19 protein-coding genes and 1 pseudogene are annotated in these 23216 nt (G+C 57.4%); 12 read left to right on the forward strand and 8 right to left on the reverse strand.

The features are described 5' to 3' along the window. Nucleotides 1-49 precede the first annotated feature (49 nt). The 5 genes from dsbD to C0V73_RS22325 are packed head-to-tail and all read left to right on the forward strand — an operon-like array spanning nucleotide 50 to nucleotide 4477. Entirely contained in the window at nucleotides 50-1876 is a 1827-nt protein-coding gene (gene dsbD / locus C0V73_RS22305; protein ID WP_102022215.1) for a protein-disulfide reductase DsbD, read from the forward strand. Continuing rightward, the gene (locus C0V73_RS22310; protein WP_102022216.1) at nucleotides 1876-2691 is read left to right on the forward strand and encodes a TlpA disulfide reductase family protein; all 816 of its coding nucleotides are present in this window, start codon (nucleotides 1876-1878) and stop codon (nucleotides 2689-2691) included. Before dsbD ends, C0V73_RS22310 begins: the two co-directional genes overlap by 1 nt. 6 nt (nucleotides 2692-2697) lie before the next feature. Continuing rightward, a complete protein-coding gene (locus C0V73_RS22315) occupies nucleotides 2698-3405 on the forward strand; it encodes a L,D-transpeptidase (protein WP_102022217.1) in 708 nt (235 codons plus the stop codon). After that, on the forward strand, nucleotides 3405-4016 hold the full coding sequence (locus tag C0V73_RS22320; RefSeq protein ID WP_102022218.1) for a DsbA family protein: 612 nt from the start codon (nucleotides 3405-3407) through the stop codon (nucleotides 4014-4016). The genes C0V73_RS22315 and C0V73_RS22320 overlap by 1 nt, the downstream gene beginning before the upstream one ends. Nucleotides 4017-4021: 5 nt before the next feature. Then, nucleotides 4022-4477, forward strand: a complete 456-nt coding sequence (locus C0V73_RS22325) for a thioredoxin family protein (protein ID WP_102022219.1) — start codon at nucleotides 4022-4024, stop codon at nucleotides 4475-4477. 29 nt (nucleotides 4478-4506) lie between these two features. Here the strand turns inward: C0V73_RS22325 and C0V73_RS22330 are convergent, their stop codons facing one another. Further along, nucleotides 4507-5844, reverse strand: a complete 1338-nt coding sequence (locus C0V73_RS22330; protein WP_102022220.1) for an ATP-binding protein — start codon at nucleotides 5842-5844, stop codon at nucleotides 4507-4509. Continuing rightward, the gene (locus tag C0V73_RS22335; protein ID WP_102022221.1) at nucleotides 5841-6575 is read right to left on the reverse strand and encodes a response regulator; all 735 of its coding nucleotides are present in this window, start codon (nucleotides 6573-6575) and stop codon (nucleotides 5841-5843) included. The genes C0V73_RS22330 and C0V73_RS22335 overlap by 4 nt, the downstream gene beginning before the upstream one ends. A gap of 219 nt (nucleotides 6576-6794) precedes the next feature. Between C0V73_RS22335 and C0V73_RS22340 the strand changes: the two genes are divergently transcribed. The 4 genes from C0V73_RS22340 (at nucleotide 6795) to C0V73_RS22355 (ending at nucleotide 10558) form a co-directional block, all read left to right on the forward strand. Then, nucleotides 6795-7238: an EF-hand domain-containing protein gene (locus C0V73_RS22340; protein ID WP_143708369.1), complete on the forward strand. Its 444-nt coding sequence runs from the start codon at nucleotides 6795-6797 to the stop codon at nucleotides 7236-7238. Nucleotides 7239-7562: 324 nt separating this feature from the next. Continuing rightward, nucleotides 7563-8678 carry an HlyD family efflux transporter periplasmic adaptor subunit gene (locus C0V73_RS22345; RefSeq protein ID WP_172450273.1) on the forward strand — a complete coding sequence of 372 codons (1116 nt, stop codon included), beginning with the start codon at nucleotides 7563-7565 and terminating at the stop codon, nucleotides 8676-8678. Beyond that, on the forward strand, nucleotides 8675-9847 hold the full coding sequence (locus C0V73_RS22350; RefSeq protein WP_102022223.1) for an FtsX-like permease family protein: 1173 nt from the start codon (nucleotides 8675-8677) through the stop codon (nucleotides 9845-9847). The genes C0V73_RS22345 and C0V73_RS22350 overlap by 4 nt, the downstream gene beginning before the upstream one ends. A 9-nt stretch (nucleotides 9848-9856) precedes the next feature. Continuing rightward, on the forward strand, nucleotides 9857-10558 hold the full coding sequence (locus C0V73_RS22355; RefSeq protein ID WP_102022224.1) for an ATP-binding cassette domain-containing protein: 702 nt from the start codon (nucleotides 9857-9859) through the stop codon (nucleotides 10556-10558). 186 nt (nucleotides 10559-10744) lie between these two features. Here the strand turns inward: C0V73_RS22355 and C0V73_RS22360 are convergent, their stop codons facing one another. After that, complete coding sequence (locus C0V73_RS22360; RefSeq protein ID WP_102022225.1) at nucleotides 10745-11299, reverse strand: recombinase family protein; 555 nt, start codon at nucleotides 11297-11299, stop codon at nucleotides 10745-10747. A 298-nt stretch (nucleotides 11300-11597) separates the two neighbouring features. Here C0V73_RS22360 and C0V73_RS22365 point away from each other — a divergent pair, with 298 nt between their 5' ends. Beyond that, on the forward strand, nucleotides 11598-11840 hold the full coding sequence (locus C0V73_RS22365) for a hypothetical protein (RefSeq protein ID WP_102022226.1): 243 nt from the start codon (nucleotides 11598-11600) through the stop codon (nucleotides 11838-11840). A 495-nt stretch (nucleotides 11841-12335) separates the two neighbouring features. Here the strand turns inward: C0V73_RS22365 and C0V73_RS22375 are convergent, their stop codons facing one another. Then, entirely contained in the window at nucleotides 12336-12539 is a 204-nt protein-coding gene (locus tag C0V73_RS22375; RefSeq protein ID WP_035227053.1) for a cold-shock protein, read from the reverse strand. Nucleotides 12540-12922: 383 nt separating this feature from the next. Between C0V73_RS22375 and C0V73_RS22380 the strand changes: the two are divergent. Beyond that, nucleotides 12923-13272: pseudogene (locus C0V73_RS22380) on the forward strand (HD domain-containing phosphohydrolase); the annotation flags it as partial. A gap of 289 nt (nucleotides 13273-13561) precedes the next feature. Here C0V73_RS22380 and C0V73_RS22385 read toward each other — a convergent pair. Both C0V73_RS22385 and C0V73_RS22390 read right to left on the reverse strand, forming a co-directional pair. Beyond that, nucleotides 13562-14305: a sensor histidine kinase gene (locus tag C0V73_RS22385; protein ID WP_102022228.1), complete on the reverse strand. Its 744-nt coding sequence runs from the start codon at nucleotides 14303-14305 to the stop codon at nucleotides 13562-13564. Continuing rightward, nucleotides 14302-15093, reverse strand: a complete 792-nt coding sequence (locus C0V73_RS22390) for a cache domain-containing protein (RefSeq protein WP_172450274.1) — start codon at nucleotides 15091-15093, stop codon at nucleotides 14302-14304. Before C0V73_RS22390 ends, C0V73_RS22385 begins: the two co-directional genes overlap by 4 nt. A 473-nt stretch (nucleotides 15094-15566) precedes the next feature. On the opposite strand from C0V73_RS22390, the gene C0V73_RS22395 reads away from it, so the two are divergent. Then, the gene (locus tag C0V73_RS22395; RefSeq protein ID WP_102022230.1) at nucleotides 15567-17417 is read left to right on the forward strand and encodes a methyl-accepting chemotaxis protein; all 1851 of its coding nucleotides are present in this window, start codon (nucleotides 15567-15569) and stop codon (nucleotides 17415-17417) included. Nucleotides 17418-18119: 702 nt separating this feature from the next. On the opposite strand, the gene C0V73_RS22400 is transcribed toward C0V73_RS22395, so the two are convergent. Together C0V73_RS22400 and C0V73_RS22405 are read right to left on the reverse strand one after the other, a co-directional pair. Continuing rightward, a complete protein-coding gene (locus tag C0V73_RS22400) occupies nucleotides 18120-20720 on the reverse strand; it encodes an EAL domain-containing protein (RefSeq protein ID WP_102022231.1) in 2601 nt (866 codons plus the stop codon). 375 nt (nucleotides 20721-21095) lie between these two features. Next, entirely contained in the window at nucleotides 21096-22955 is a 1860-nt protein-coding gene (locus C0V73_RS22405) for a methyl-accepting chemotaxis protein (protein WP_102022232.1), read from the reverse strand. Nucleotides 22956-23216: the final 261 nt, after the last annotated feature.

Below are 23216 nucleotides of genomic sequence, written 5' to 3' on the forward strand. Positions count from 1 at the left end.
TGCCCCGCAGACACCGCCGCACATTCGATGCGTCACAAGGAATGATGGAATGCAACTCTTGAGGTACCTGGCGATTTTCTTCTCCGTTTTGCTCTTCGCCGGCATCGCCATTGCCCAGACCGCGCCGCTTCAGATGGACGAGGCATTTCGGCCTTCGCTGTCACGGTTCTCCGCCACCGAAGTTGCCGTGACGTGGGAGATCGAGCCAGGCTACTATCTCTACCGGGATTATCTCTCCGCCAAAAGTGACGATGGCAGTCCGCTGAAACTGGAGACGCCTGATGGAAAGATCAAGGACGATCCGGGCTTTGGATCGACCGAGGTCTATTATGACACCGCCCGGGCGACGCTTATCAGTGACGCGTCGACGATCGAGTTGACCTATCAAGGCTGCCAGGATGGCGGGCTCTGCTATCCGCCTGTCACGAAAACGATCGACATGGCCAGCCTGAAGTTCAGCGACTCGGAGCACGGAAGTCCGATATCTTTCCAGACATCGAATGCACCGCAAAGCGGATGGTCGTCCTTCAGCGCTCAAAATCCGGATTTCGCGCTCGCTCACGATGAAGCAACGACCGGTGTCGATGGACTCCTGGCGCGAGGCGGCCTGCCTCTGCTTTTGATTGGTTTTGTTGGGTTCGGCGTGCTTCTGGCGTTTACCCCGTGCGTCTTTCCCATGTATCCGATCGTTGCCGCCATGCTGTCGCGAGAGGGCGGGGCCCTTTCGCCGAAACGTGGTTTCATCCTTTCGAGCGTCTATGTCGGAGCGTTGGCGCTGGCGTTCGGGCTGTTCGGCATGGTCGCGGCCTGGTCGGGGCAAAATCTGCAATTTGCCTTGCAATCGACAACGGCGACGATCGTCATCGCCAGCCTGTTCCTGATCCTAGCCCTGTCCAACTTCGGGCTCTTCGAGATCCAGATGCCGGCTGGCTTCAGCAATCGCCTGTCGTCCGGGGGACGCAGTGGCGGATCGCTTGGTGGGGCTGCGATGCTGGGCTTTACCTCCGCATTTCTTATCGGTCCCTGTGTCACCGCGCCACTTGCGGGGGCGCTGCTCTACATTGCCCGCACCGGAGATGTCCTCATCGGGGCGGCCGCGTTGTTCGCGCTTGGGCTAGGCAAAGGCCTCCCCTTGATCCTGATGGCAACGCTCGGCGGCAAGGCACTGCCGCGTGCCGGGGCGTGGATGGCAAGCATCCGCTCCGCCTTCGGCTTCGGTTTCATCGGAACGGCGATCTGGATGGTCAGCCCTCTTCTGCCTGAAACGCTGGTGCTGTTTGCCTGGGCGTGCCTTGCCGTTTCAGTCGGAGTATTCCTCTGGCAAATCCGGGTCGCAAGTGCCTCTGCTGGCGCGGCTGTCATCTCGCGATCTGTGGCCACTGTTTCGGTCGTCTGGGGAGCCCTCCTGCTCGTCGGTGTCGGGCTCGGTGCCCGCGATCCGCTTGCCCCTCTGGAGCCGCTGACGATTAAGACCGGGGTCGGGCAGACGGTGGCCGAAATCGCGAAATCGGACTTTGAAGCCGTCGCCTCGCCACAAATGCTGACTTCGGTGCTGGCCGAGGCTTCTGTTGAGAACAGGCCCAGCCTCGTTTATGTGACCGCGGATTGGTGCGTCACCTGCCGCGCCATAGAGCGAACTGTTCTGACGGACCAGAGTGTCTCGGCGGCCCTCCACGGTGCGCGCCTGCTGACCATCGATATGACCTCGACCTCTCCAGAGACCGATGAACTCCTGAGGTCCCTCAATGCCATTGGTCCGCCGACGATGATCTTCTTCGATCACGAAAAGCAGGAGGTGGCGGGTACGCGTCTGGTGGGCGACGTAACGATCGACAAGCTTGCTGCCTCCGCCCGGGCAGCCAAGGGTACGCCCTGATGGACGTCGTGACACTGGGGCCGCTTGCCTTCGCATCCGGCAGGCTGGCGGCGATCATCGGGTTCTTCGTGTTCCTCGGGCTCGGCTCATTTCTGGCGGGTCGCTATGACAAACGGCTCGCGCCCTGGACGACCGCTGCGGTGCTGTCGGGCCTCATCGCAGCAAGGGCACTGCATGTCCTCATGCATCTCGACAGCTTTCTCGCCGAGCCATGGCGCGCCCTTTATGTATGGCAGGGCGGCTTTTCGATGATTGGCGGCGCGATCGGTGTTGCGATCACGCTCGTCTTTCTGATGCGTGAATCCCGGCAGACGCTGCCGCTTGCCGCCGTGCCGCTCGCCGCAGGATGCTTTGTCTGGTTCTCGCTGACCATGCTCTGGCAAGCAGCGGAAGGGCCGGCTGCGCCCCGTTTCACGCTGGCAAATCTTGATGGGTCTCAGTTTGTCGCTTTGTCAGAGCGCGGTGGGCGCCCTGCCGTCGTGAACCTCTGGGCAACCTGGTGCCCGCCTTGCCGCCGCGAAATGCCACTTCTGGCAGAAGTGGCTGCGGCTCGGGCAGACGTCGATTTCATCTTCGCCAATCAAGGTGAAGGGCCAGCAGTGATCAAGGCGTATCTCGAGGACGAAAACCTCCGGCTTGAGGCCATCCTGCTTGATCCTGCCCGTTCCCTTTTGCGCCACTACGCAGCGCCTGGAATGCCGGTGACCCTCTTTCTTGGCGCTGACGGCCAAGTTGTCACGACCCATTTCGGAGAGATTTCGCGCGAGGCTTTGAATGCCGCCATCGCCCGACTGATCCCCGCAGACAAGGAATAACAGAGAATGAGACTTGCAGAATTGTGGCCGGTTATCGGCATCCTGAAGAAACTAGGCCTAGGGGCGGGGCTCGCTCTCCTGCTTGCCGCCTGCTCGCAGACGACGGGTACGCCGTCTCAGCCATCTCCGCCGCCTATCGATCCGGCGTTGCAGGCCATGTATGGAGAAGTGCAGGACGGCGAGGAGATCATTCCTGCTGTCGATGTCTCGAAGATGGATCCGCGCAATGTTCGCCAGGTCGTCAATTATCGCACGTCCTATGCGCCCGGCGCGATCGTCGTCGACCCTTATGCCCGCTTCCTCTATCTCGTCATGGAGGGCGACAAGGCGATGCGCTACGGTGTTGGCGTCGCCAAGGCCGGTTTGGAATTTGAGGGCGAGGGCGATATCAAGCGCAAAGCCCGCTGGCCGGGCTGGGTGCCGACGCCCAACATGATCGCCCGCGAGCCGGATCGTTATGGCCCACTCGCCCAGGGCTTGCCGGGCGGCATAGACAATCCGCTCGGCGCGCGCGCGCTCTACCTCTACCAAGGCGGAAAAGACACGCTCTACCGGATCCATGGCACCAACGAGGCCTGGTCGATCGGTCAGTCCGTCTCGTCGGGTTGCATTCGCCTTCTCAACCAGGACATCATCGACCTGCACGCCCGTGTTCCGGAAGGGTCAAAGATGGTTGTCCTCACTGCCGAAGAATCCGGAAAGGGAGAATTCTGATGATGAAGCGTCGCACCATCCTGACATCAGGGCTCGCGCTTGGCACGTTCGCCGTCTTCGGCAGTCGGCTCGCCTTCGGACAACAGCTTACGAAGGACGAGGTCTTCAACGACAAGGATGCGCCGTTTCTCGGCAATCCTAAGGGCGACGTCACCGTGGTCGAGTTCTTCGACTATCAGTGTCCCTACTGCAAGAAGGCCCACCCGACGGTGAAGAAGGTCATCGAGAGGGACGGCAATGTGAAGCTGGTCATGAAGGACTGGCCGATCTTCGGCGATGCCTCGATCTTTGCGGCCCAGGCGGTGCTGGGTGCGGCGCAGATCGGCAAATACGAAATTGCCATGGGTGCCCTGATGAAGACAAAGGGGAAGCTGACACATGATGACATCGAGAGCACGCTGACCGCTGCGGGCTTGTCCATGGACGAAATCGCTGTTGCCGTGAACAAACACACGGCCAAGATCTCGGGCCTGTTGGACCGAAATTACGCTCAGGCCACGGCCTTCAACTTCGCGGGTACCCCGGCCTATGTCATAGGATCGAGCCTCTATCCCGGTGTGTTGGACGAAAAGGGGCTCGTTGATGCGGTCGCGCGCGCGCGGCAGGGCTAAGGGGGATGCGGTCTATCGAAAGAGTGAAGCGGCGGAGTTTTCTCGTCGGCACACTTGCTGTCGTGCTCGCACCTCCCGTTAAGGTGCAGGCGGCGTCGACAGTGATCGGCCCGATACGATCCGTCCAGGATTATGCCGAAGCAATTGCCTTTGCCCGCATGCGCAACAGGCATGCACTGGTCGATGTCGCGGCAGATTGGTGTGCCTTCTGCAAGACCATTGATGGACAGATCCTCGTGCATCCGAGGGTCCGGGCGCAGATGAATGACTTTGCGTTGCTCAAGATCGACGTGACCGCCTGGACGGCCGACAATGCCGCATTGCTTCAGTTTCTGAATGTGCAGGGTCCGCCAACCGTCTTCATTGCAGAGACGGGGCAGGGAATAGAAGTTCCGGGTACACGCACAGTCGGTGAGTTCGACGTCGACAATCTGGTCGGTCGACTGGAGAGTGCGCGCTAGGTTGGCCCTCCATTCCAGGGAAACAGCGACTAAGGAGCGTCTGATCCGCCACTGAAAGGGAGGATCACAGTTGCCCGCAGGCCACCTTTTGCTCGGTTGAGTAGTTCCACATCCCCACCCTGGGCTCGCAGAATGTCGCGCGCAATCGTCAGGCCGAGACCGTGACCGCCCGTGTCGCGGGAACGGGACGCCTCGAGGCGTTCGAAGGGGCTGAACACGCGTTGCAGGTCCTCCAGAGGAATTCCGGGGCCGTCGTCATCGATATGAATGCGGGCGGCGGATCCGTCCAGTTCACCACTGACGTGAACCTTGCCGCCGTATCTCTGGCCATTTTCGATCAGATTGCGAACGGCGCGGCGTACCGGTAGCTCCCGCAGTGGCGTTGTGACGACCGGCATGCTGCCGAGCGTCACCGGGCTCGCGGTCGTGTTGAGCTCTTTGGCGAGGCGGGCAACGAGTGCGAAGGGGTCGGACGGACGCTTGTCACCTGCTTCGCTGAGGCCCCGTGCATAGGCGAGGGTCGTTTCGGTCATCTCCTGCATTTCGTCGAGAATGCGAGCTATCCGCTCGCGCAGTTGATCCTCATCGATGAATTCTGCTTGCAGCCGAAGTGCTGTGATCGGGCTTCGCAGATCGTGGCCAAGTGCTGCCAGAATGCGGGTCCGCTCGCGGACTGCATTCACAAGGCGTGCATGCAGACTGTGGAGTGCCTTCGCCAGGACTCTCACTTCGCTTGGACCAGTTTCGATACGCTCCGGTGGGGCCCGGTCCAGATCCAGGGCGTCTGCCGTGTCAGCAAGTTGTCGCAAGGGAAGGGTAATGCGTGCCACCAGGAAACGCATGACGATCCAGACCGCGAGAGCTGAGAGGATCGCGCCGAGCAACAGCCGCGGCGGCAGGAATGCGCCGGGCCGCTCCAGATTGGCCTCGATGTTGAGCCATTGACCGTCGGAGGTCGGAAGAGACAGACGCAGGGTTGCTGGTGTGAGGCCAATCCTGCGCGCGAGCGCCGTCACCGTTCCATCGTCGCGGTGGTCGAATGAGGAGCTGCGACGCGCTCCCAGCTCCATGCGCGCATCTCTATCTGATGTCACAGCGGCGACAATTGGCGCGTCGCTCAGCCGGAACAACACGCGGTCCGATCCGGCGGCCGAAAGAACATCCATCCTCGCCGGTTCAGGGATCGTCGGCAGGAGATCAACCAGGCGTTCACCCTGCCTTACAATATCCGCCCTCTGCTCCTCCACATGGGAGAGGCCCCGCTCGGCACCGAACAAGGCGAGGAACAGGATCTGGGTAAAGATCAGCGCGGCGAGGGTGGTCAGTCCGATCTGCGCACTCAGATCCTTGGGCCATCCAATGCTCATGGCAATATTGCCACATCACAGGCGAGGCTGTAGCCTCCCGCCCGTATCGTCGTGATGATGGTCGGGTGTCCCGGATCGGGCTCGATCTTGCGACGCAGCCGGCTGATCTGATTGTCGACCGCCCGATCAAAGACGTCCGGGGCCCGTCCTTCCGTCAGATCCATCAACTGATCCCGGGAGAGAACAAATCGGGGGCGTTCGAGGAAGACGATGAGGAGGCGGAACTCCGTCGAGCTCAGCGATATCTGTTTTCCGTCCTCGTCACGTGTCAGCTGCCGCGTATCCGTGTTCAGTGTCCATCCGGAAAAGGCAAGGCGTCGGCCGGAGAGGCTGCCGGCCAGGCTGGTCGTTCTGCCGGTCCGCCGCAAGATGGCCTTGACCCTTGCCAGCAATTCTCTCGGGCTGAATGGTTTCGGCAAATAGTCGTCAGCGCCTACCTCTAGACCGACAATGCGATCTGTCTCTTCGGCCAGGGCACTGAGCATCAGGATCGGCGGTCCACCTGCGCTGCTCAGCCGCCGTGCGATCGAAAGGCCGTCTTCCCCCGGCATCATGACGTCGAGGATCACGAGATCGAAGCGTCCGCCATGTAGGCACTTGTCCATTTCGGTCGCGTCGCGCGCAGCCGTGGTCCGAAATCCATTCTTCTCAAGGTAACGGACCAGTCCGTCGCGGATGTCGCGATGGTCGTCGACGATCAGGATATGGGGACTGGGCTCGCTTGAGGTCATGGCACGTTTCTAGCGCATGATGGGGACTGCGTTCCACTCCTCCTTTGTCACGCCGGGTGTCAGTCCGCCGATCTGCGACAAACCGTTACAAAAGGGACCGCAGACGGCATCATCGTGCGACATGCATCCGTCATCACATGTCCATCGCAGTCGAGGCGGGGTGAAACAGACTTCGCCGCTCAAGACGCGCAAATGAGATCCGATGAAGAGGAACGCAAAATGCATAGTCTCAAGAAAACTCTGATCGCTGCCATGGCTCTGGCTGCTTCCGCCGCACCCCCTATGGCTCAGCAACAGGGCAATCCCGGTGCCCACTTCCTGGAGAACTGGGACCTCGACGCAAATGGCGAAGCCACCCTTTCCGAGCTGCAGACCAAGCGCGGTGACGTTTTCCTCACCTTCGATTCCAACGAGGACGGGTTTATCGACGCCGATGAATACGTGTATTTCGACGAGGCGCGCGCCAACGACATGAAGGCCAATGCCGGCGGTCATGGTGGCAGAGCCGACCGGGCGTCCCAGGGAATGACACTCCAGAACAACGACACAGACCAGGACGGCAAGGTGTCACGGGACGAATTCCTCGGCGGTGCCGTCGCCTGGATGAGCATGCTGGACCGAGACACAGACGGCGTTGTGACAACGGCTGATTTCGGTCGCTAAACGTTGGGCTTGAGTGGCTTTGTCGCATCTTTCCTGGCCAGACATCCGCTTGGATGTCTGGCCAGGCTCACAAATGCACGATATCAAACAATGGAAATATACGCCTCGTCATATGTGTAGCGTTGCAGTCTGAAAGCTGAGGTATCCTTGCAGGTTGGCAAGACCGTGGCGAAGGTATTGAAGTCAACATCCCATTCAAAGATCGACAGGAACGAGTGACCTGCAATGTCAGCCACGGATGAAAAAAGCCTCCCGATCAATCTGAATCTGTCCGAGCCAAAAACGCCTCGGCAGCGCCGCTGGTTTCGCAAGCGGTACCTGCTGGTGTTGCTGGTCCCAGTCTTCATGTTCTCGGGCGCTGTGCTGGGGATGTATTTTCAGCCGACGGGTTTGCAGAAGTTTTACGCGCTGACGGGACTTCAACCCGGCGGCGGCTCTGACGCACCCATTGCCTTGCCGCCTGACATCGAACTCCCCCCGAAGATGGTGGAAACCCTGTTGCCTTCCGATGTGGTGGGTTTGGCGAGGATGATGCCGCGTGGCGACGTTTCAGTTGTGGCGGCGCCCTATGGGGCTGGGGATGCGCGCATCGCGGACATCCTGGTTTCCGTCGGCGATCGGGTGGAAAAAGGTTCCTTGCTGGCGCGGCTCGACAATCATGCGGCTCTCGCTGGTGCCGTACTCACCGCAGAGGCAAATCTCGCCGTGCGCGAGGCCAACCTCATCCAGACCCGGTTGGCGGTCGAGGCTAGCCGCAACGAAGCAAAAGCCGCACTCGATCAAGCACTGTCCACGGCAGCAGAAGCTGCATCGACGTTGGCGCGAACGGAGGCGCTCGCCTCGAACGCGGTCAGCACGCAGGCTGCACTCGATTCGGCCCGTGCAGCAGCGGAAGGCGCCAATCTCTCCGTTGTGCGCGCAGAGGCAACGCTAACGCGCTATGCCGCAGTCACGCTGGACGAACAGCCTGATGTGATCGTCGCCAGCCGCAATGTCGATGCCGCCCGATCCGAACTGGCCCGTGCTCGGCTCGACCTTGCACGCGCCGAAGTCGTGGCGCCCATCACCGGCACGGTCCTCGACATCCATGTTACGCCCGGACAGCGACCTCCCACCGATGGCATCATGGATATGGGGGACACGGATCAGATGATGGCCGAGGTTGAGATCTGGCAGGACCGTATCAGTGCCGTCATGGTTGGCCAGCCGGTGGAGCTGGTAACCCCGGCTCTCGGCGTCACGCTGCAAGGCCGGGTGGACAGGATCGGACTGACCGTGGGACGGCAAGGCCTGATTTCTGACGATGCGGCGGAAAACAAGGATGCGCGCGTCATCCAGGTCTTGGTGGTACTGGACGAAGCCTCCTCGGATGTCGCTGCACGCTTCACCAATCTCGAGGTCATCGCCCGCATTGACACCACGGTACGGGTCAATCCATGAGCTACCTGCTGCAACGCCTGTTCGGGCGGCTGCCCATCGGCTGGCTGCAATTGACCCACAACCGCACTCGCTTCGCCGCAGCACTCGCCGGGGTGGCCTTTGCCAATGTGCTGGTTTTCGTCCAGCTCGGGATTATGAATTCGATGGGGGCTGCAACATTGCGACCCTATGATTTCTTCCAGGCAGACATCATGATCTCGGCTGGCGATGCGAGTACCTTGACCGACGGTGGCAATGTGGCTCGACAATGGTTGCTGCAGGCGCTGGGAGATCCGGATGTAGCCGCTGGAATGGGTCTCTTCATCGCCAACGTTCCCTGGGACCGCGGCGAAAAGGACATCAGTCTGACGACCTTCGGTGTTGATCCGACCAAGACCGAGTTTCTGTCGAAGGATATTGCAAGCGATCTCAATCTCCTGCAGGTGCGGGACGCAGCGATACTCGATCGGATGGCCCGGGGACTGGCCAAGGACGAAGCTGCTTCAATCCGTCCGCAAACGCCTCTGTCCTTTGAAACGCAAGGCCGCACCATCACCGCCTATGCCACGTTCTCCGGCGGAGGAGGTTTCGGTGGCGATGGCTATATGCTGGTTTCGGACCAGACATTCTTGTCGCTATTCCCGACGCGCAGTTCCTCTGCACCCGATCATATTCTTCTGAGCCTGCGCCCCGGCGCTGAGACAGACACTGTAATCGCGCGCCTGAAAACCCTGATCTCCGATCCGTCCCTTCGCATCCGCAGCTATCAGGATGCAGCGCAGGAGGATCTGCGCTATCAGCAGACCAAGCGGCCGACAGGCATCATCTTCGGGTTCGGCGTGCTGATCGGCGTTCTCGTCGGCATCGTCATCGTCTATCAGGTGTTGTCCACCGACGTGGCCGACCACCTGCGCGAATACGCAACCTTCAAGGCCATGGGCTACGGCCCACGTTTCTTCCTCGGCATCGTCTTCGAAGAGGCGCTGGTGCTGGGGATCATGGGCTTTATTCCGGGACTTGTTGTCGGGACGACCATCCTGACGCTCATGGGTAAGGTAACGACCCTGCCTCTGGGGATGACACCTTCGATGGCAGCGACCGTCTTTTTCGGCACCATAGTCTTTTCTGCCCTTTCCGGCGCCATTGCGACCCGTCGACTTGGTGCTGCCGACCCTGCCGATCTTTTCTAGGAGGCTGCGATGGACAGTGAGGCGATAGTTGAGGTGCGTGGATTGAACCATTGGTTCGGCAGTGGCGACGTTCGCAAACAGGCATTGTTTGATGTGAACCTGACGCTGAAGCGCGGCAGCTTCACCGTGCTTATGGGTCCTTCCGGGTCTGGCAAGACAACCGTCCTTACGCTTGTCGGCTGTCTGAGAGCCGTGCAGGACGGATCAGCGCGGCTTCTGGAAAGTGAGTTGAACGGTGCATCGCAGCCACAGCTTGTCAGCCTGCGCCGCCGTCTGGGTTTCATATTCCAGGCGCACAATCTGCATGAAAGCCTGACAGCGCTGCAGAACGTGATGATGGGCGTGCAGGTACATGGCGAAGTGGCCGATAGCGTGGCGCAAAGCGCGGCTGAGCATGCGCTTGGCTTGGTAGGCTTGAGCGACCGTACAACGTATCTGCCCGGGAACCTGTCAGGCGGTCAGAAGCAACGCGTGGCCGTCGCCCGAGCGCTGGTCTCCAGCCCGGCGCTCGTGCTAGCTGATGAGCCCACAGCTGCCCTGGACAAGGACAGCGCGGCAGATGTCGTCGATCTTCTGAAGCGAATGGGTGAGGCACGAGGTACCACCACATTGCTCGTTACCCACGACAATCGCATCCTCGACCGCGCTGACCGCATTCTCACGCTGGAGGACGGTCGCATCGTCAAGACACAGGAACGAGCACAAAATTAGGATCCAAGAAACACGAGAGCCTAGGAAATCATATTTGCGATGAATGGATTTGCGTAGTGGACTGAACAACGATGTAATGTGAACTAGGAGTTCCATAATATATACTATGTGATATGTTATAACATAACGATTAAAGGATGCGGTGCAGCCGGTACGCCTGCTGCTGGCGCGATGTCGCCGTCTCGGCTAAGAGGATGCGACTTCTCTTAGTGCACGATACACGCTAGCCCGACCTATGCTCAGCCTCCTTGCAATATCTGTCGGCCCGATGCCTTCGGATCTAAGACGGCAGATCTCAGCAACATCGACGTGGGGCTTCCTCCCTTTATAGACCCCTCTGCTCTTGGCGGCGGCGATTCCTTCCATCTGTCGCTCTCTGCGAAGGTTCGTCTCGAACTCAGCGAATACGCCGAGCATATCTAGGAAAGCTTTGCCGGCCGCGGAGCTAGTGTCGATCGGCTGTTCTGTCGCCTTAAGTGTCACCCCTTTTTGCTTCAGCAGCCGTACGATGTCCTGAAGATCCCCAACTGATCTTGCCAGTCGATCCACCCGCGTTACGACCAGGCTGTCGCCATCGCGCATGAATTCCAGAAGCGTGTTAAGCTCCTTCCGATCCTGCTTAGTCGATCCGGATTTCTTTTCCGCGCGGATGACCGTGCACCCGGCCGCTTTCAGAGCGGCCTCTTGAATTGTCAAATCCTGTTCAATCGTGCTGACCCGAGCATACCCGTAAATCGCCATGAAACGTCTCATTAGGTTCTAGACCTTCATTGGGTATCGTCTCATAACTGCAAAAGCAACCCAAATGATACACCGTTTAGTGTCTCACGGAGATTGTCTCAGAAGGTATACCCTAATGGAGACCGGCCTTTGACACCGATCCACGCATCAGCGGATGGTCCCAAGTAAACGACGAGGGAGGCCGCCCGGTCCGCTCGATCGGAAAGAGGCGGGATAGACGCCCGGCCCCGTAGAGAATGTGTTGCTAAGCTTATGAACGTAGTATCATATCGATCTTTGATAAGGCGTGTTTGGGGGAATGAACTGGCTGATGGGCGGAACCTATTTCGATGATGAACAGGAGATCGGTCCGCAAGGGTTGGCATTGTTACGCAAGGTGCTTGCGGACCTGTTTCGCGACCATGCCGGCGATTTCAAAAAGGATGAGGAGCTTGGCCTGGCAAAGGAGCTGGTGGCCCTCTTCAAGTCTGGTTTTCGGAGCGAGGAAGAGCTGAAAGCGATGGCTAGGCGCAGTAGCTTTCTTCAACACCAGAATTCCTAGGAAAGACAACGCCTTTGCGCCCCTGATTAGCTTGCGACGCGAGGCCATCAGCATGATGTAAAACAAGGGACTTGAATGGGTCGACTGAGCAACTAATTCTCGCGCATGATCTACGACGTTGCCAAGAAACTGAATTCAGTCCTGACACCTGAAGATCTGGCACTGCTAGAGAAAGCTTTTGCGCGCGTGTGCGAGCTGCGCGGTATTTCTCAGACATCGCCGCCGGCACAAGAGAGCGCCAAGGTCCTGATTAATTTATATCAGAGTGGAATTCGAAACAGGTTCCAGCTGGTGGCGATGCTGACGGGACAGAGGTATCCGTAGGGAAACTTCTTATCCATTTTTTGGTTGTTTGCGCCTGTGGAGTGATGGGACCGCAACCGAACTAAGTGATCAGACTGTCAGTTACTCAATTGTTTGCTTTGCAAATAAAATAGTCATGCGCGACGACTGATGTACCATTCGATCGCCGCGCAGAATTCTCTTTATGATTGTTCAGATTACCGAGACGTTTTCGGCCTTGGATTTGCCTGTCTTGCGGTCCTGGCCTACTTCGTAGCGAACCTTTTGGCCATCCTTCAACGCTTCGCCGAAGCCGACCGCGGAGATGTGCACGAAGACGTCCTGACCGCCGTCATCTGGTGTGATGAAGCCGAAGCCCTTGTCTTGAGCGAAGAATTTTACAGTACCGGTTGCCATGTGTGCCTCTTTGGTGGTTTAGAGGCCGACCCTAACCGTCTGGCACCTGAGCAACAAGCCGCCTGACGTCATGCAATTGGGGAGAGGCTGGCGAATACGATGAACGGACGAGCTGAGACTTTAGGCGAAGATCGCTGATCATAAACCGCTGCTTTAGGTTTTTGCCAGATATTGAGCATGAACTCTATTCACGGTTTGGGCTTGTCACTGCGTCGTCCATGACGCAACCAAATCGACACGACAAATACGCTATTAAGACTTTCGGCTCTGCGAGCAACCCAATGGTTTTTGCTCATGGACTGGGGTGCAATCAGACGATGTGGGAGGATGTTGCGCCTGCATTTCAGGGCACCCATCAGATCGTAATGTTCGACCTCATGGGTTTACAATTGGCAGCAGAAATCGCTGGCAACCATCATGAAAGATGGGATGGAAAGGGGTATCCGCATCAGCTTCTGCGCAAGAGATTCCCATATCTGCTCGCATCGTAGCGCTCGCTGACAATTTCGACGCGTTGACCACGGTACGGCCCTACAAGGAAGCGTGGCCGGTTGAACGAGCAGTCGCTCACATCATCGCTGGAGCTGGCAGCCAATTCGATCCCGCTTGCGTGCAAGCCTTCCAACTTGCATTGCCGGAGATCACGAATATCATGCTGGACGACGCTGACGATGCTGGTGCCAAGGCCCTATTGCATTCTCACGACGCAAACTCGATGCTCACTGCTGCATAGGTGAGGGTTTCAACCTAATAGGCGGGATAAAGCCACGATGCGCGATCGACGTCTCTGTCTCGCCTGTTTCAGAAAGAATCAGGCAAGGTCATCGTCGTGAAGGCCTGTACCACAGGGGACAGCAAGAGTTGGAGGCCCCAGGGAAGAGCGCATGGACATCGCGCTTGCAGTGCTGCTGCACCGGCGAATCTGATTTCAGAGATAGGTTGACGAGCGCGTTAAAAAGCCGGCTCGGCCGTCCCACGCCGAAGGAGCGAAGACTCTATACCCGCTTACTCGGACAGTTGCTTCAACCCAGAGTGACGGTTGCCGAAAACTGCGTGCCAGCTTGCGACTGGAATTCGTATATTCCATCCAGCTGGCGAACCGATCCGTCTATCAGACGCGTACCCGTTCCAGACGAAACGGCGCTGACGTCGAAGCCCACGCCATCGTCCGTGATGGTCAAAAGGCATTTTCCCGGCTCGTCTGATGCCGCTAGAGCAACTAGCAGGCGACCCTCTTCTCCGTCAGGGTAAGCGTACTTGATCGCGTTGGTCACAACTTCATTTACCAGCAAGGCTAGACCTGTCGCCTTCTCTGCCGAGACTGGCGTAGATTGCAGATTGAAATCGACACGAAGCTTTGCATCATGCGCCGCAACCGCGCTGCAGACGACTGCCCGGGTAAGCTCTGCTGCATCGATCTGTGCATACGCATCGTGCTTGTAGATCTGCTCGTGAACCGCGATCATCGATTTGATCCGGCTGTTGAGAGCCTCGAATCCTTCTGAACCACGCATCTGGAGCCGGACCAGTGACATCACCGACTGCAGGTTGTTCTTCACCCGGTGATGGATTTCCCGCAACAACATCTCGTTAGTTTCGAGCGCTTTGGCGAGTTGGGCCGATTGCTGCTCCTGGGCTCTCAGGAGGTGTAGTATCCACCAAGCAGCAACGGCAGCACTGCCGATGATCATGATAGCGACTACACTCAACATCAGCAGCGTCTGCCGGATCGGTTGGATAAGGAAGTCGTAGTCTGCGGCGGTCACGGCGACGAAGGGGGGTCTTCTACCCGCCGATATGCCACCAGGCGCTTTACACCGTCCATCGGAGAGGCATCTGCGAAATAGGTCCCTGACGGCGCTTCCTTCAGATATTTCGTGAAGAGGATGTAGCCGGACATGTCCAAAGTCGTCTCAGGCAACGGGTAGCGTGCGACCAGCATGCCGTCATCACGGACAAAACTAATGGCGTAATCGCCACCCAGATCCACCGTTTCCCAGATTGGCCACGTGATCTCTGCAGGAACCGACACCATTATGGCACCCATGAACCTGCCTTCTCGCACGATGCGCCGACTGAAAACAAAAATCTGGTCGCCGTTGAGACGGCTGATGAGGAGGGATGAAACATACTCTATCTGTCCATCTCTGACGGCTGTGAAGTAGTCACGATCCGTGATGTCGACGGGCTTGATCTCGGGGTCAGTCGAATAAAGGGTTCGGCCTTCATCATCGACCACATAGGCCTGAACGCCAGTCGGCAAGCCTTGGGTGGCCACGTCCATGTCACGGATATTCCCGTCGAATCTCAGATCCGTGAGGCGAAGCGCGTCATCGATCCGGCGAACGGTCTGCGTTCCCATCTGATGGATCCAAGACGCATGGCTTGCGACGATCTTTACAGAAGCTATGGCGCGCTCTTCGGCACGGTTGATCGTCGCGAAATAGGATTGCGCGGCCCATGTGCCGAGTATGGACAAAAGCGCGACAAGAGCCGCAGCAGTGGCAATCGCAGCGATCTTCGAAACTGATCGGGTTGAAGCGCCCGTTGTCACCCGCCCATCTCCCTCGCGTTGATGTCCGGTCACTGAACTTTGATGATTGCTAAAGAGAGGGCACCAAAAGATCAACGGTATTCGGACTGGCTCGGCGGAAACGCAAGAAGTCGTCAGCCTCTTCGGCTTCATTGCGATTGTCATCATCAGTCTGCGGAGACGCGCAACTCACCAATACAGAAGCATCCTAAAACGAATTGCTCAAGCGCGTAGGTGGCACACACCCTCCCGTTGGACTAGACAGGTATGGTGAGTGCAGAGCAGTCTAATGGGTGCAGAGCTCTTCTTTAAACCCGCACTCATTTTTGCAGAGACCCGGACGTATGTTGAAGAGATAAGCAGGAGCACATCAGCGGAAGTATTCGCCCATAGGATTATCGCTGATTTTGGTGGTCGTTGCTGTTCAAGATAACGGGAAATTAGGGTTTCCTCATTTCTAATCCTGCCGGTTAAATCTTGCTTGGGGAACTCCTGTGCCAAAACTCACCATCGCCCGCCTGCTTCTCAGTTTCGCTGCCATTGTGGTAATTGGATTGGCAACTTCCATCGGGCTGCAAAGTTACACCCTTTCGCAGTTGAAGGTAGGCGGCCCCGTTTACAACGGCATCATCGACGGTAAGGATCTCGTGGCCGATATTCTACCGCCTCCGCTTTATGTAGTTGAAGCCTATATGCTCGCAAGCGAGGCTGTTCTCCATCCCGAGAAAGCGGATGCAGTCGTGGCCAAGATCGAACGGCTCGCTGCAGATTATCAGGCCCGGCGTGAATACTGGCAGCAGTCGCAATTGCCCGATGCGCTCAAGACCAAGCTGATGAGCGATGTACTGGTGAAGGGTGATGCCTTCTGGGCGAGTTATCAGAAAAGCTTCGGCGCTGGATCAACACTCAGTGAGGTCGACAAATCAAACGCCATAGCAGATCTGGGCGCCAAGTTCTGGAGCCATGATGCGGCTGTTCGTGAGCTGGTCCAAATGGCCAATACCCATCTTGTCACTGAAGAGACCATGGCCCGGGCGACCTCTGCAAAGCTGGAGCGGTGGGCGGTCATTGGAAGCGGTGTCTCCGTGTTCCTCTTCATCAGCGGGATCTGGTACTTCCGGCGGCGCGCCATCACACCCCTCGGCACGATCTCTGGCTACATGAGCCATCTGGCGCACGGTGATCTAACGAAGGACGTGCCGTTCAGCGACCGAACGGACGAGATCGGTGAGATGGCAACTTCGGTCGAGGTTTTCCGCCAGGCCGCTCTTGAGCGAAAGCGGCTCCGTCTCGAAGCGGAAGAGAGCACTGCGCTGACCGTTGAGGCGCAGACGCGTCATGCTGCGGCTATGGCCGAACAAGCCGATGCGCTTGCGCATGTGGTGAAGACATTGGGAGCTGGTCTGGCGAGGCTTGCCGAGTGTAATATTCGCTACACAATTGATCAGCCGTTTATGGCTGACTTCGAGCCGTTGCGACATGATTTCAATGAAGCTCTTGCAGCATTTCAAGCAACTCTTGTACAGGTTCTTGAGACAACACAGGCCATCCACGAGAACGGTCTGGAGATGCGCTCTGCATCCGACAATCTCGCCAAGCGTACCGAACAGCAGGCCGCCGCTCTCGAAGAGACTGCAGCGGCGTTGGAGCAAGTGTCTACAACGGTTGCCCAAGCCTCCCAGCGCAGTCAGGAAACGCGCAAACTGGTTGCCGACGCCAAAGTCTGTACGCAGGAGTCGGGCCGTGTTGTCCTCAATGCCATCGATGCCATGAAGTCTATCGAGCAATCCGCTATGGAGATCGGGCAGATTATTGGTGTCATCGATGAGATCGCGTTCCAGACCAATCTGCTCGCCCTCAATGCCGGAGTCGAGGCAGCCAGGGCAGGGGAGGCGGGTAAGGGGTTTGCCGTCGTTGCCCAAGAGGTGCGCGAACTGGCGCAGCGGTCGGCGGTCGCCGCGAAGGAAATCAAGGCGCTGGTGTCAAACTCGGGTCAGCAGGTCAACACAGGCGTCAAACTGGTTGATGAAACAGGTCATGCCCTTTCGCGGATCAATGAATTCGTCATGTCCATCGATCGCAACGTCGATGCTATCTCGACTGGCGCCATCGAACAGTCTGCAGGCTTGAAGCAGATCAGCATTGCAGTGAACGAACTCGATCAGATGACCCAGCAGAACGCAGCCATGGTCGAGGAGACGACTGCGCTAAGCCACAGCCTCTCTGCTGCCTCGACGCATCTGACGTCTCTTGTCGGTCGGTTCGTTTTGAACCGCCGCTCCAGGGTCCGCGACGGTGTTCAGGGCGAACAGCCGAGCATGGCCAACACCCCACGGGCAGCGTGAGCGAGCGGTTGAAACCGTTGTGCAGTTAAACAGTCAAAGGTAACCCTGTTATGGGCATACGAGGCTCGTATGCGGGGGGCAGTCCTCTTATGCGCTCGCGTTCAATATGAGGCAGGTGGCAACACATTCCTCTGATCGCAGCGTACGAACAATCAAAAAAACGGGCGGCTCTCCTCAGCCGGGGGTAAGACCGAGGGGGGAGGTCCGCAGCCGCCCGTACGCGATGATGAACGTTGCGCTAGCGGGCCACAACTGCGAAAAGTGAGGGATGATGCGCAACGCGAGCTTCTGGATAAGTTGTGAGATTGCAGGAGCCGCTTTTCGAGCGGCTCCTGCAAACACGCCCGGCTTATGAGCTGCCGTTTCTGATCCTGTCATCGGACAGAAGCTTCAGTCGTCAGAGCGGAGAACTTTAAGCTTGGTACAAGCAGCTGAAGTAGGACGCTCTCGTTTGCGAGAGCAGCGCCTGCTGCACTCATCTCTTCCACCATGGCCGCGTTCTGCTTGGTGGCCTGGTCCTCCGACTTTTTGCCCCAGAGTGCTTCCGATGATGCCGAGTCCCAAGCTTCGAAGACTTCTGCGGTTCAGGTCGCCCGACGCATCTCATCTGGCAAAGCAGAGTTCTCCCATGCATGGGGAGCGATATCATCAGCATGAGCGCGCACGGCCGAGGCCGCCTGTCACCCGGCTGCAAATACAAACTCACGAAAACTGTTCAAGGTATCGCGCCACGTCTTCGATTTGATGCTGCGGACGGTGGAAGAGGTATCCCTGTCCGACGTCGCAGCCGTAAGCAGTCAGCGCACGATGTTGTTCGTTGGTCTCCACTCCCTCGGCCACGGTTCTTATGCCCAGGGACTTGGCAAGAAGAACAAGAGTTCGAACTATCGCATCGCCGCCGCTTGATGTTGCAACATCTGCCACGAAGCTCTTGTCGATCTTGATCTTGTCAACCTTGAAACGTGTTAAATGGGTGAGTGATGCATAACCAGTTCCAAAATCGTCGAGTGCGATGGAAATGCCTTCGTCTCTCAGCGCGTCGAGATTGGTCTTGATCATCTCGTGCCCCCGTTCCATCATCACTCCCTCGGTGATCTCTAGCTCCAGAAAGTGCGGAGACACATGCGCTTCGGTTAGCGCTGAGTTCACAATTGTCGGCAACTGCGGGTTCCGCAACAATCGTGCACCCATATTCACGGCTACGGAGCCGGTGGTTAGGCCACGGTCCTTGAGCACCCTGATTGCCAGCAGACTCTTTCGCATGATCTGCAGATCAAGCTCTGAACCCATCTCGAACTCGTCGGCGATTGCAACAAATTCGGATGCCGATATCGGCACGCCGTTCAAATCCCAACGCGCAAGGGCTTCAAATCCGACATGCTGAGCCGTTTTCATATCGACTTGTGCCTGTAGCGCCACCTCCAGCTCATCGCTACGAAGGGCCTGGCGCAGTCGCTCAGCGATATAGCTGCGACGTGAGACAGCTTGCCTGTGAACTTGATCGAATACGGTAACGCGATTGCGGCCTGCTTTTTTAGATTCGTACATGGCGATGTCGGCGTTCTTCAGAAGCTCAAACACTTCTGTGCCGTCTGCAGGATAGCTCACCACCCCTATGGACATCTGCGGTTCGATTATCTTGCCCGAAACTTGTACTGGGCAAGTCACAGTTTTCATGAGCCGCTGGACAACCTGGAGGGCAAGGTCACGATCTGCGAGGCCCGGGAGTAGCAAAGCAAACTCGTCTCCTCCCAATCGGGCAACTTTATCAAGGGGGCGCACACCCTCCTGGAGACGACGAGAAAGCTCCTGCAGAAATTGATCTCCGCTATCGTGTCCCAGGGTATCATTGAGGTCCTTGAAATGATCAAGGTCCACAATTGCGATAGCGCCCAATCCATCTTCAGGTCGGCGCCCGTTAACAGCGTTCTGGAGCTGGCGCATGAAAGACCTGCGATTGAGCAGCCCCGTGAGTGGGTCTCTGTCCGCGAGAAGGCGGACCTTCTCCTCAGCTTTCTTCACAGCCGTGATGTCAGTGCGCACGCCGACTATTATGCCGGAAGGAGATTTTCTCTCACGGACCTGAAGCCAACGCCCATCATCCAGGTGCTGTATCATCGTGTCACGGTTAGGATTACGATGGCGCTTCAGTCGTGTACTAAGCCACACCTCGTGGCTGGCGTGCGTGTTTCCGGCATCCCTATATTGCCCTGCCTTTAAACCATAGCGCAGGATATCTTCGAAGCGCTCGCCGATTTTGATTGCGGGTGCTGAGGCGGAATAGTAATCGCGATACGCGGCGTTGCAGAGCAGCAATCGGTCGTTCTGATCGTAAGCAGCGATGGCGTCCGGGATAGTCTCAATGATGGTCGCCATCATCTCTCGCGCTGTGGCGGCTTCTCGTCGTGCGGTTTCTTCATCGGTAACATCGATAAAACTGACGAGGACTTGCTTCTCTCCAGCTTCTACTGTGAAGACCTGTGCGTCAGCGCGAAGCCAGCGCGTCTCGTGTCCCTGTGTTTTGATGCCGACAACCTGGCCTCGGACAGTAGTTGGCCCAGAGAGAGCCCGCATCGCTGGCGTTTCATTGGCAGGTAAAGGCACCTCATGCTCATCGATCAATGCCCAGCCCGGGTCGACCGCGCTGCGCCCCAGGACCTGCTCCACCGTCAGACCCAAGATATGAGCGGCCTTAGTGTTGCAGTCGAGGGTCCCTCCATGCTCATCATGTATGACCAGTCCCGCAGTGGCCTTCTCAAAAATCGCTGATTTCCGACGATTCTCTCCACTCAGTTGGCTTTGAACCTTTGTCAGTTGCAAGAGCGCGGCTACTACCTGAGCCAGGCTCGCAAGTTTTTCCCGGTCGCTGTCGGAGAATGATCGGGTAACCCGGTCTATGATGCAAAGTGTGCCGACGTTAATGCCAGGCGTCAGCGAGATCGGCGCGCCGGCGTAGAACCGAATAAAAGGATCACCTTTCACCAGAGGATTTGCGCAAAAGCGGTCGTCGGTGGTGGCATCGGATACTACGAAAACTTCATCTTGCTGTATGGCATGAGCACAAAACGATACCTCCCTGGATGTCTGATTGAGGGAGAGGCCGCAATTTGACTTGAACCACTGGTGGTCGTCTTCAACGAGGGAAATAAGCGCCACGGGTACGGCAAAAAGCTCCTGCGCTGTGCGACAGAGAGTATCAAGTGAGGCATCAGCGCCCGTCTTGGGCAGCGATAGTTCTCTTAGTGCCGAAAGACGCTCGCCTTCGTTCGCTGCGATCGGGTAAGGTCGCATTGCTGTTTCCATTTGGCGCTCGGTATCTGTTTAAGATCTTTACGATTGATAAGATGGTAGCCAAGCAAGGTCCCTAGGCCACCTTGCCGAAACGAGAGCGGGTCTTGCGAACCCAATTGCGACACGCAGAAAACGCTGACTTACAACTGCGATCCAGTGACGATTTGCCGACTAAACGACCGGCTTCCAGCTTTAGCAGTCGCTGATTAAAACATCGCGAATGCATGAGGATTGCGCTGTCGGGAGTTTCGACCGAATCTAATCGAGAATGCGGCGGCACCTGCTCCGCATCTTGAGCAATTCCTTTCAGTCCGAAGGAAAGTTTTCGGGAATCAGGGCCGCTTGATGGGCCGACATGCTCTAGATGTCGGCCCCATCGTTGCTTGTCTAAGCGGCACGCAGACCTAAGACGCCTGAATTCCTGTGTTCGACGATCTGGTCCCCTTCTCGGATGGTGGCCCTTCTATTCAATTTGAAGCGGTTCACCAGATGGGCCAGCAAATTGGATCCCTCGGCCAGCGTGTGGCTAACGGCTGTCGTTTCTTCAACCATCGCAGCATTCTGTTGCGTCATCTGGTCGATACTGCTGACTGCAGCGCTGATCTGGCTCAGTCCCAGCGCCTGTTCGGCAGCTGCAGTCGCAATGGCATCAACGTTGCTGTTGATTTCAGAAACGAACTCCTCAATTGAACCCAGAGCCGTACCAGTTTCATTCACGAGTCGGACACCGGACGCGACTTCTTCCGCTGATTTACCGATCAGCTCCTTGATCTCTCGGGCCGCGACGGCCGAACGCTGAGCCAGCTCGCGCACTTCCTGGGCTACAACCGCGAAACCTTTACCGGCATCACCAGCTCGAGCGGCCTCTACGCCGGCATTGAGCGCAAGAAGGTTCGTCTGGAAAGCAATCTGATCGATTACGCCAATGATCTGGGTGATTTCGTCTGAAGCGGCCTGAATGCGGCCCATCGCTTCGACGGCGTCGCGGACGATTGCTCCAGAGGCCGATGCACAAGCCTTCGCGTCGACAACCAGCTTGCTTGTATCCTGCATGCGCGATGATGACAGTTTAACGGTTGAGGACACTTGTTCCAGGGCCGCAGAAGTTTGTTCGAGTGCCGCAGCCTGCTGCTCTGTCCGTTTTGCCAGATTGTCAGATGCCTCGCGCATTTCTTGCCCGTTGTTCTGGAGCGCGTGAGTCTGCTGAAGTACCTGCTCGAGTGTGGCCTGGAAGGTGGCGATCGAGTTGTTGAAGTCGTGGCGGAGAGGCTCGAAGTCAGCCGGGAACTTCTCGTCAATCGTAATGCGAATATTGCAGTCGGCGAGCCGCTTCAATCCTGCACCGAGCTCTCGCACGACCACGCTAAGATTTTGCGCATGCTGTTCCTGGGAGCGCTGCGACTCTGCTCGTTCGTTATCGATTGTCTGGCGTTGTTGTTCGGCAGCAGCAAGGCGATCCTGAACTTTGTCATTGACGGAGTCACGGAGTGAAACAAGCGTTCTTGCCATGTCTCCGACCTCGTCTCCACGGTTTACGTCCGGCACGTCAGCTGCGAAATCCTCGGCAGCAATCCTGTTCATCGCCATTTGCAGGCGCCGGATGGGGCGGGTAACCGAACGAATGATCGACAGCGCGCCGATGATCATGAACAGGCAGCCTGCAGCTGCAACTGCTGCGGTCTTCTCAGCACTCGCCCAAATCTTGGCTTCCAGATCGTCAACGTAGACACCGTTGCCGATCACCCACCCCCAAGGTTCAAACAGAGCGACGTGCGAGAGTTTGCGAACAGGTTCATCTATGCCCGGTTTCGGCCAACGATACTCGACAAAACCGCTCTTTTCAGCTTTTGCGACATTGACGAATTCAACCCAAAGGGCTTTGCCGTCGGGGTCTTTCATGTCCGTGACATCTTTCCCATTAAGCTCAGGCTTTATGGGATGCATCAAAACAACTTGCTGAAGGTCATTTACCCACAGGTAACCGCTCTCTCCGTAGCGAACCGCAGCGAGTTCAGCTAAGGCTGCTTCGCGTGCTTCGTCTTCCGAAAGCGATCCATTTTTCGCGTCGTTAAGCCGTTTCTGGACGATTGAGAGGGCGACTTCATCGACTGTTCGCAGAAGATCTTTGCGCTCTTCGAGCAATTGGTCAGCGGTTGTCGACAGCGTGACTGCCATAGCCAGACTGACCACGAGCAGTGATAATCCAACCAGCAGATAGAGCCTGGTGGAGATGCGGAAACGTGACATGGCGACTCCGAGTGATGCGGGAATCGGGTTCTTACAGCCACAGTCTTGGCTCATCGCAGAGCCATATGGCCGCGACCAACGTGCATCGATGCTGTAGGAGCCCCCCCCTAAATTGACATGTCACATTTAACGCACGTCCGTTAAACATGAATTAATCTGATTGAGAATGCTGTTCTTATAGGCAATCGGCCAAAAGATTAAGTAGAAGGGTGCCTTCCAGGGAAATTCTGGGATCAACATCAGCAGAAGTCACGATTTGTA

The sequence above is a fragment of the Rhizobium sp. TH135 genome, assembly GCF_002855515.1.
Classification (GTDB): domain Bacteria; phylum Pseudomonadota; class Alphaproteobacteria; order Rhizobiales; family Rhizobiaceae; genus Allorhizobium.

Excerpts from the sequence above, each read along its gene's own strand:
- C0V73_RS22310 (WP_102022216.1), top strand. The coding sequence starts at position 1,876 with ATGGACGTCGTGACACTGGGGCCGCTTGCCTTCGCATCCGGCAGGCTG.
- C0V73_RS22325 (WP_102022219.1), top strand. The coding sequence starts at position 4,022 with ATGCGGTCTATCGAAAGAGTGAAGCGGCGGAGTTTTCTCGTCGGCACA.
- C0V73_RS22350 (WP_102022223.1), top strand. The coding sequence starts at position 8,675 with ATGAGCTACCTGCTGCAACGCCTGTTCGGGCGGCTGCCCATCGGCTGG.
- C0V73_RS22320 (WP_102022218.1), top strand. The coding sequence starts at position 3,405 with ATGATGAAGCGTCGCACCATCCTGACATCAGGGCTCGCGCTTGGCACG.
- C0V73_RS22365 (WP_102022226.1), top strand. The coding sequence starts at position 11,598 with ATGAACTGGCTGATGGGCGGAACCTATTTCGATGATGAACAGGAGATC.
- C0V73_RS22355 (WP_102022224.1), top strand. The coding sequence starts at position 9,857 with ATGGACAGTGAGGCGATAGTTGAGGTGCGTGGATTGAACCATTGGTTC.
- C0V73_RS22360 (WP_102022225.1), bottom strand. The coding sequence starts at position 11,299 with ATGGCGATTTACGGGTATGCTCGGGTCAGCACGATTGAACAGGATTTG.
- C0V73_RS22340 (WP_143708369.1), top strand. The coding sequence starts at position 6,795 with ATGCATAGTCTCAAGAAAACTCTGATCGCTGCCATGGCTCTGGCTGCT.
- dsbD (WP_102022215.1), top strand. The coding sequence starts at position 50 with ATGCAACTCTTGAGGTACCTGGCGATTTTCTTCTCCGTTTTGCTCTTC.
- C0V73_RS22315 (WP_102022217.1), top strand. The coding sequence starts at position 2,698 with ATGAGACTTGCAGAATTGTGGCCGGTTATCGGCATCCTGAAGAAACTA.
- C0V73_RS22330 (WP_102022220.1), bottom strand. The coding sequence starts at position 5,844 with ATGAGCATTGGATGGCCCAAGGATCTGAGTGCGCAGATCGGACTGACC.
- C0V73_RS22405 (WP_102022232.1), bottom strand. The coding sequence starts at position 22,955 with ATGTCACGTTTCCGCATCTCCACCAGGCTCTATCTGCTGGTTGGATTA.
- C0V73_RS22400 (WP_102022231.1), bottom strand. The coding sequence starts at position 20,720 with ATGGAAACAGCAATGCGACCTTACCCGATCGCAGCGAACGAAGGCGAG.
- C0V73_RS22375 (WP_035227053.1), bottom strand. The coding sequence starts at position 12,539 with ATGGCAACCGGTACTGTAAAATTCTTCGCTCAAGACAAGGGCTTCGGC.
- C0V73_RS22335 (WP_102022221.1), bottom strand. The coding sequence starts at position 6,575 with ATGACCTCAAGCGAGCCCAGTCCCCATATCCTGATCGTCGACGACCAT.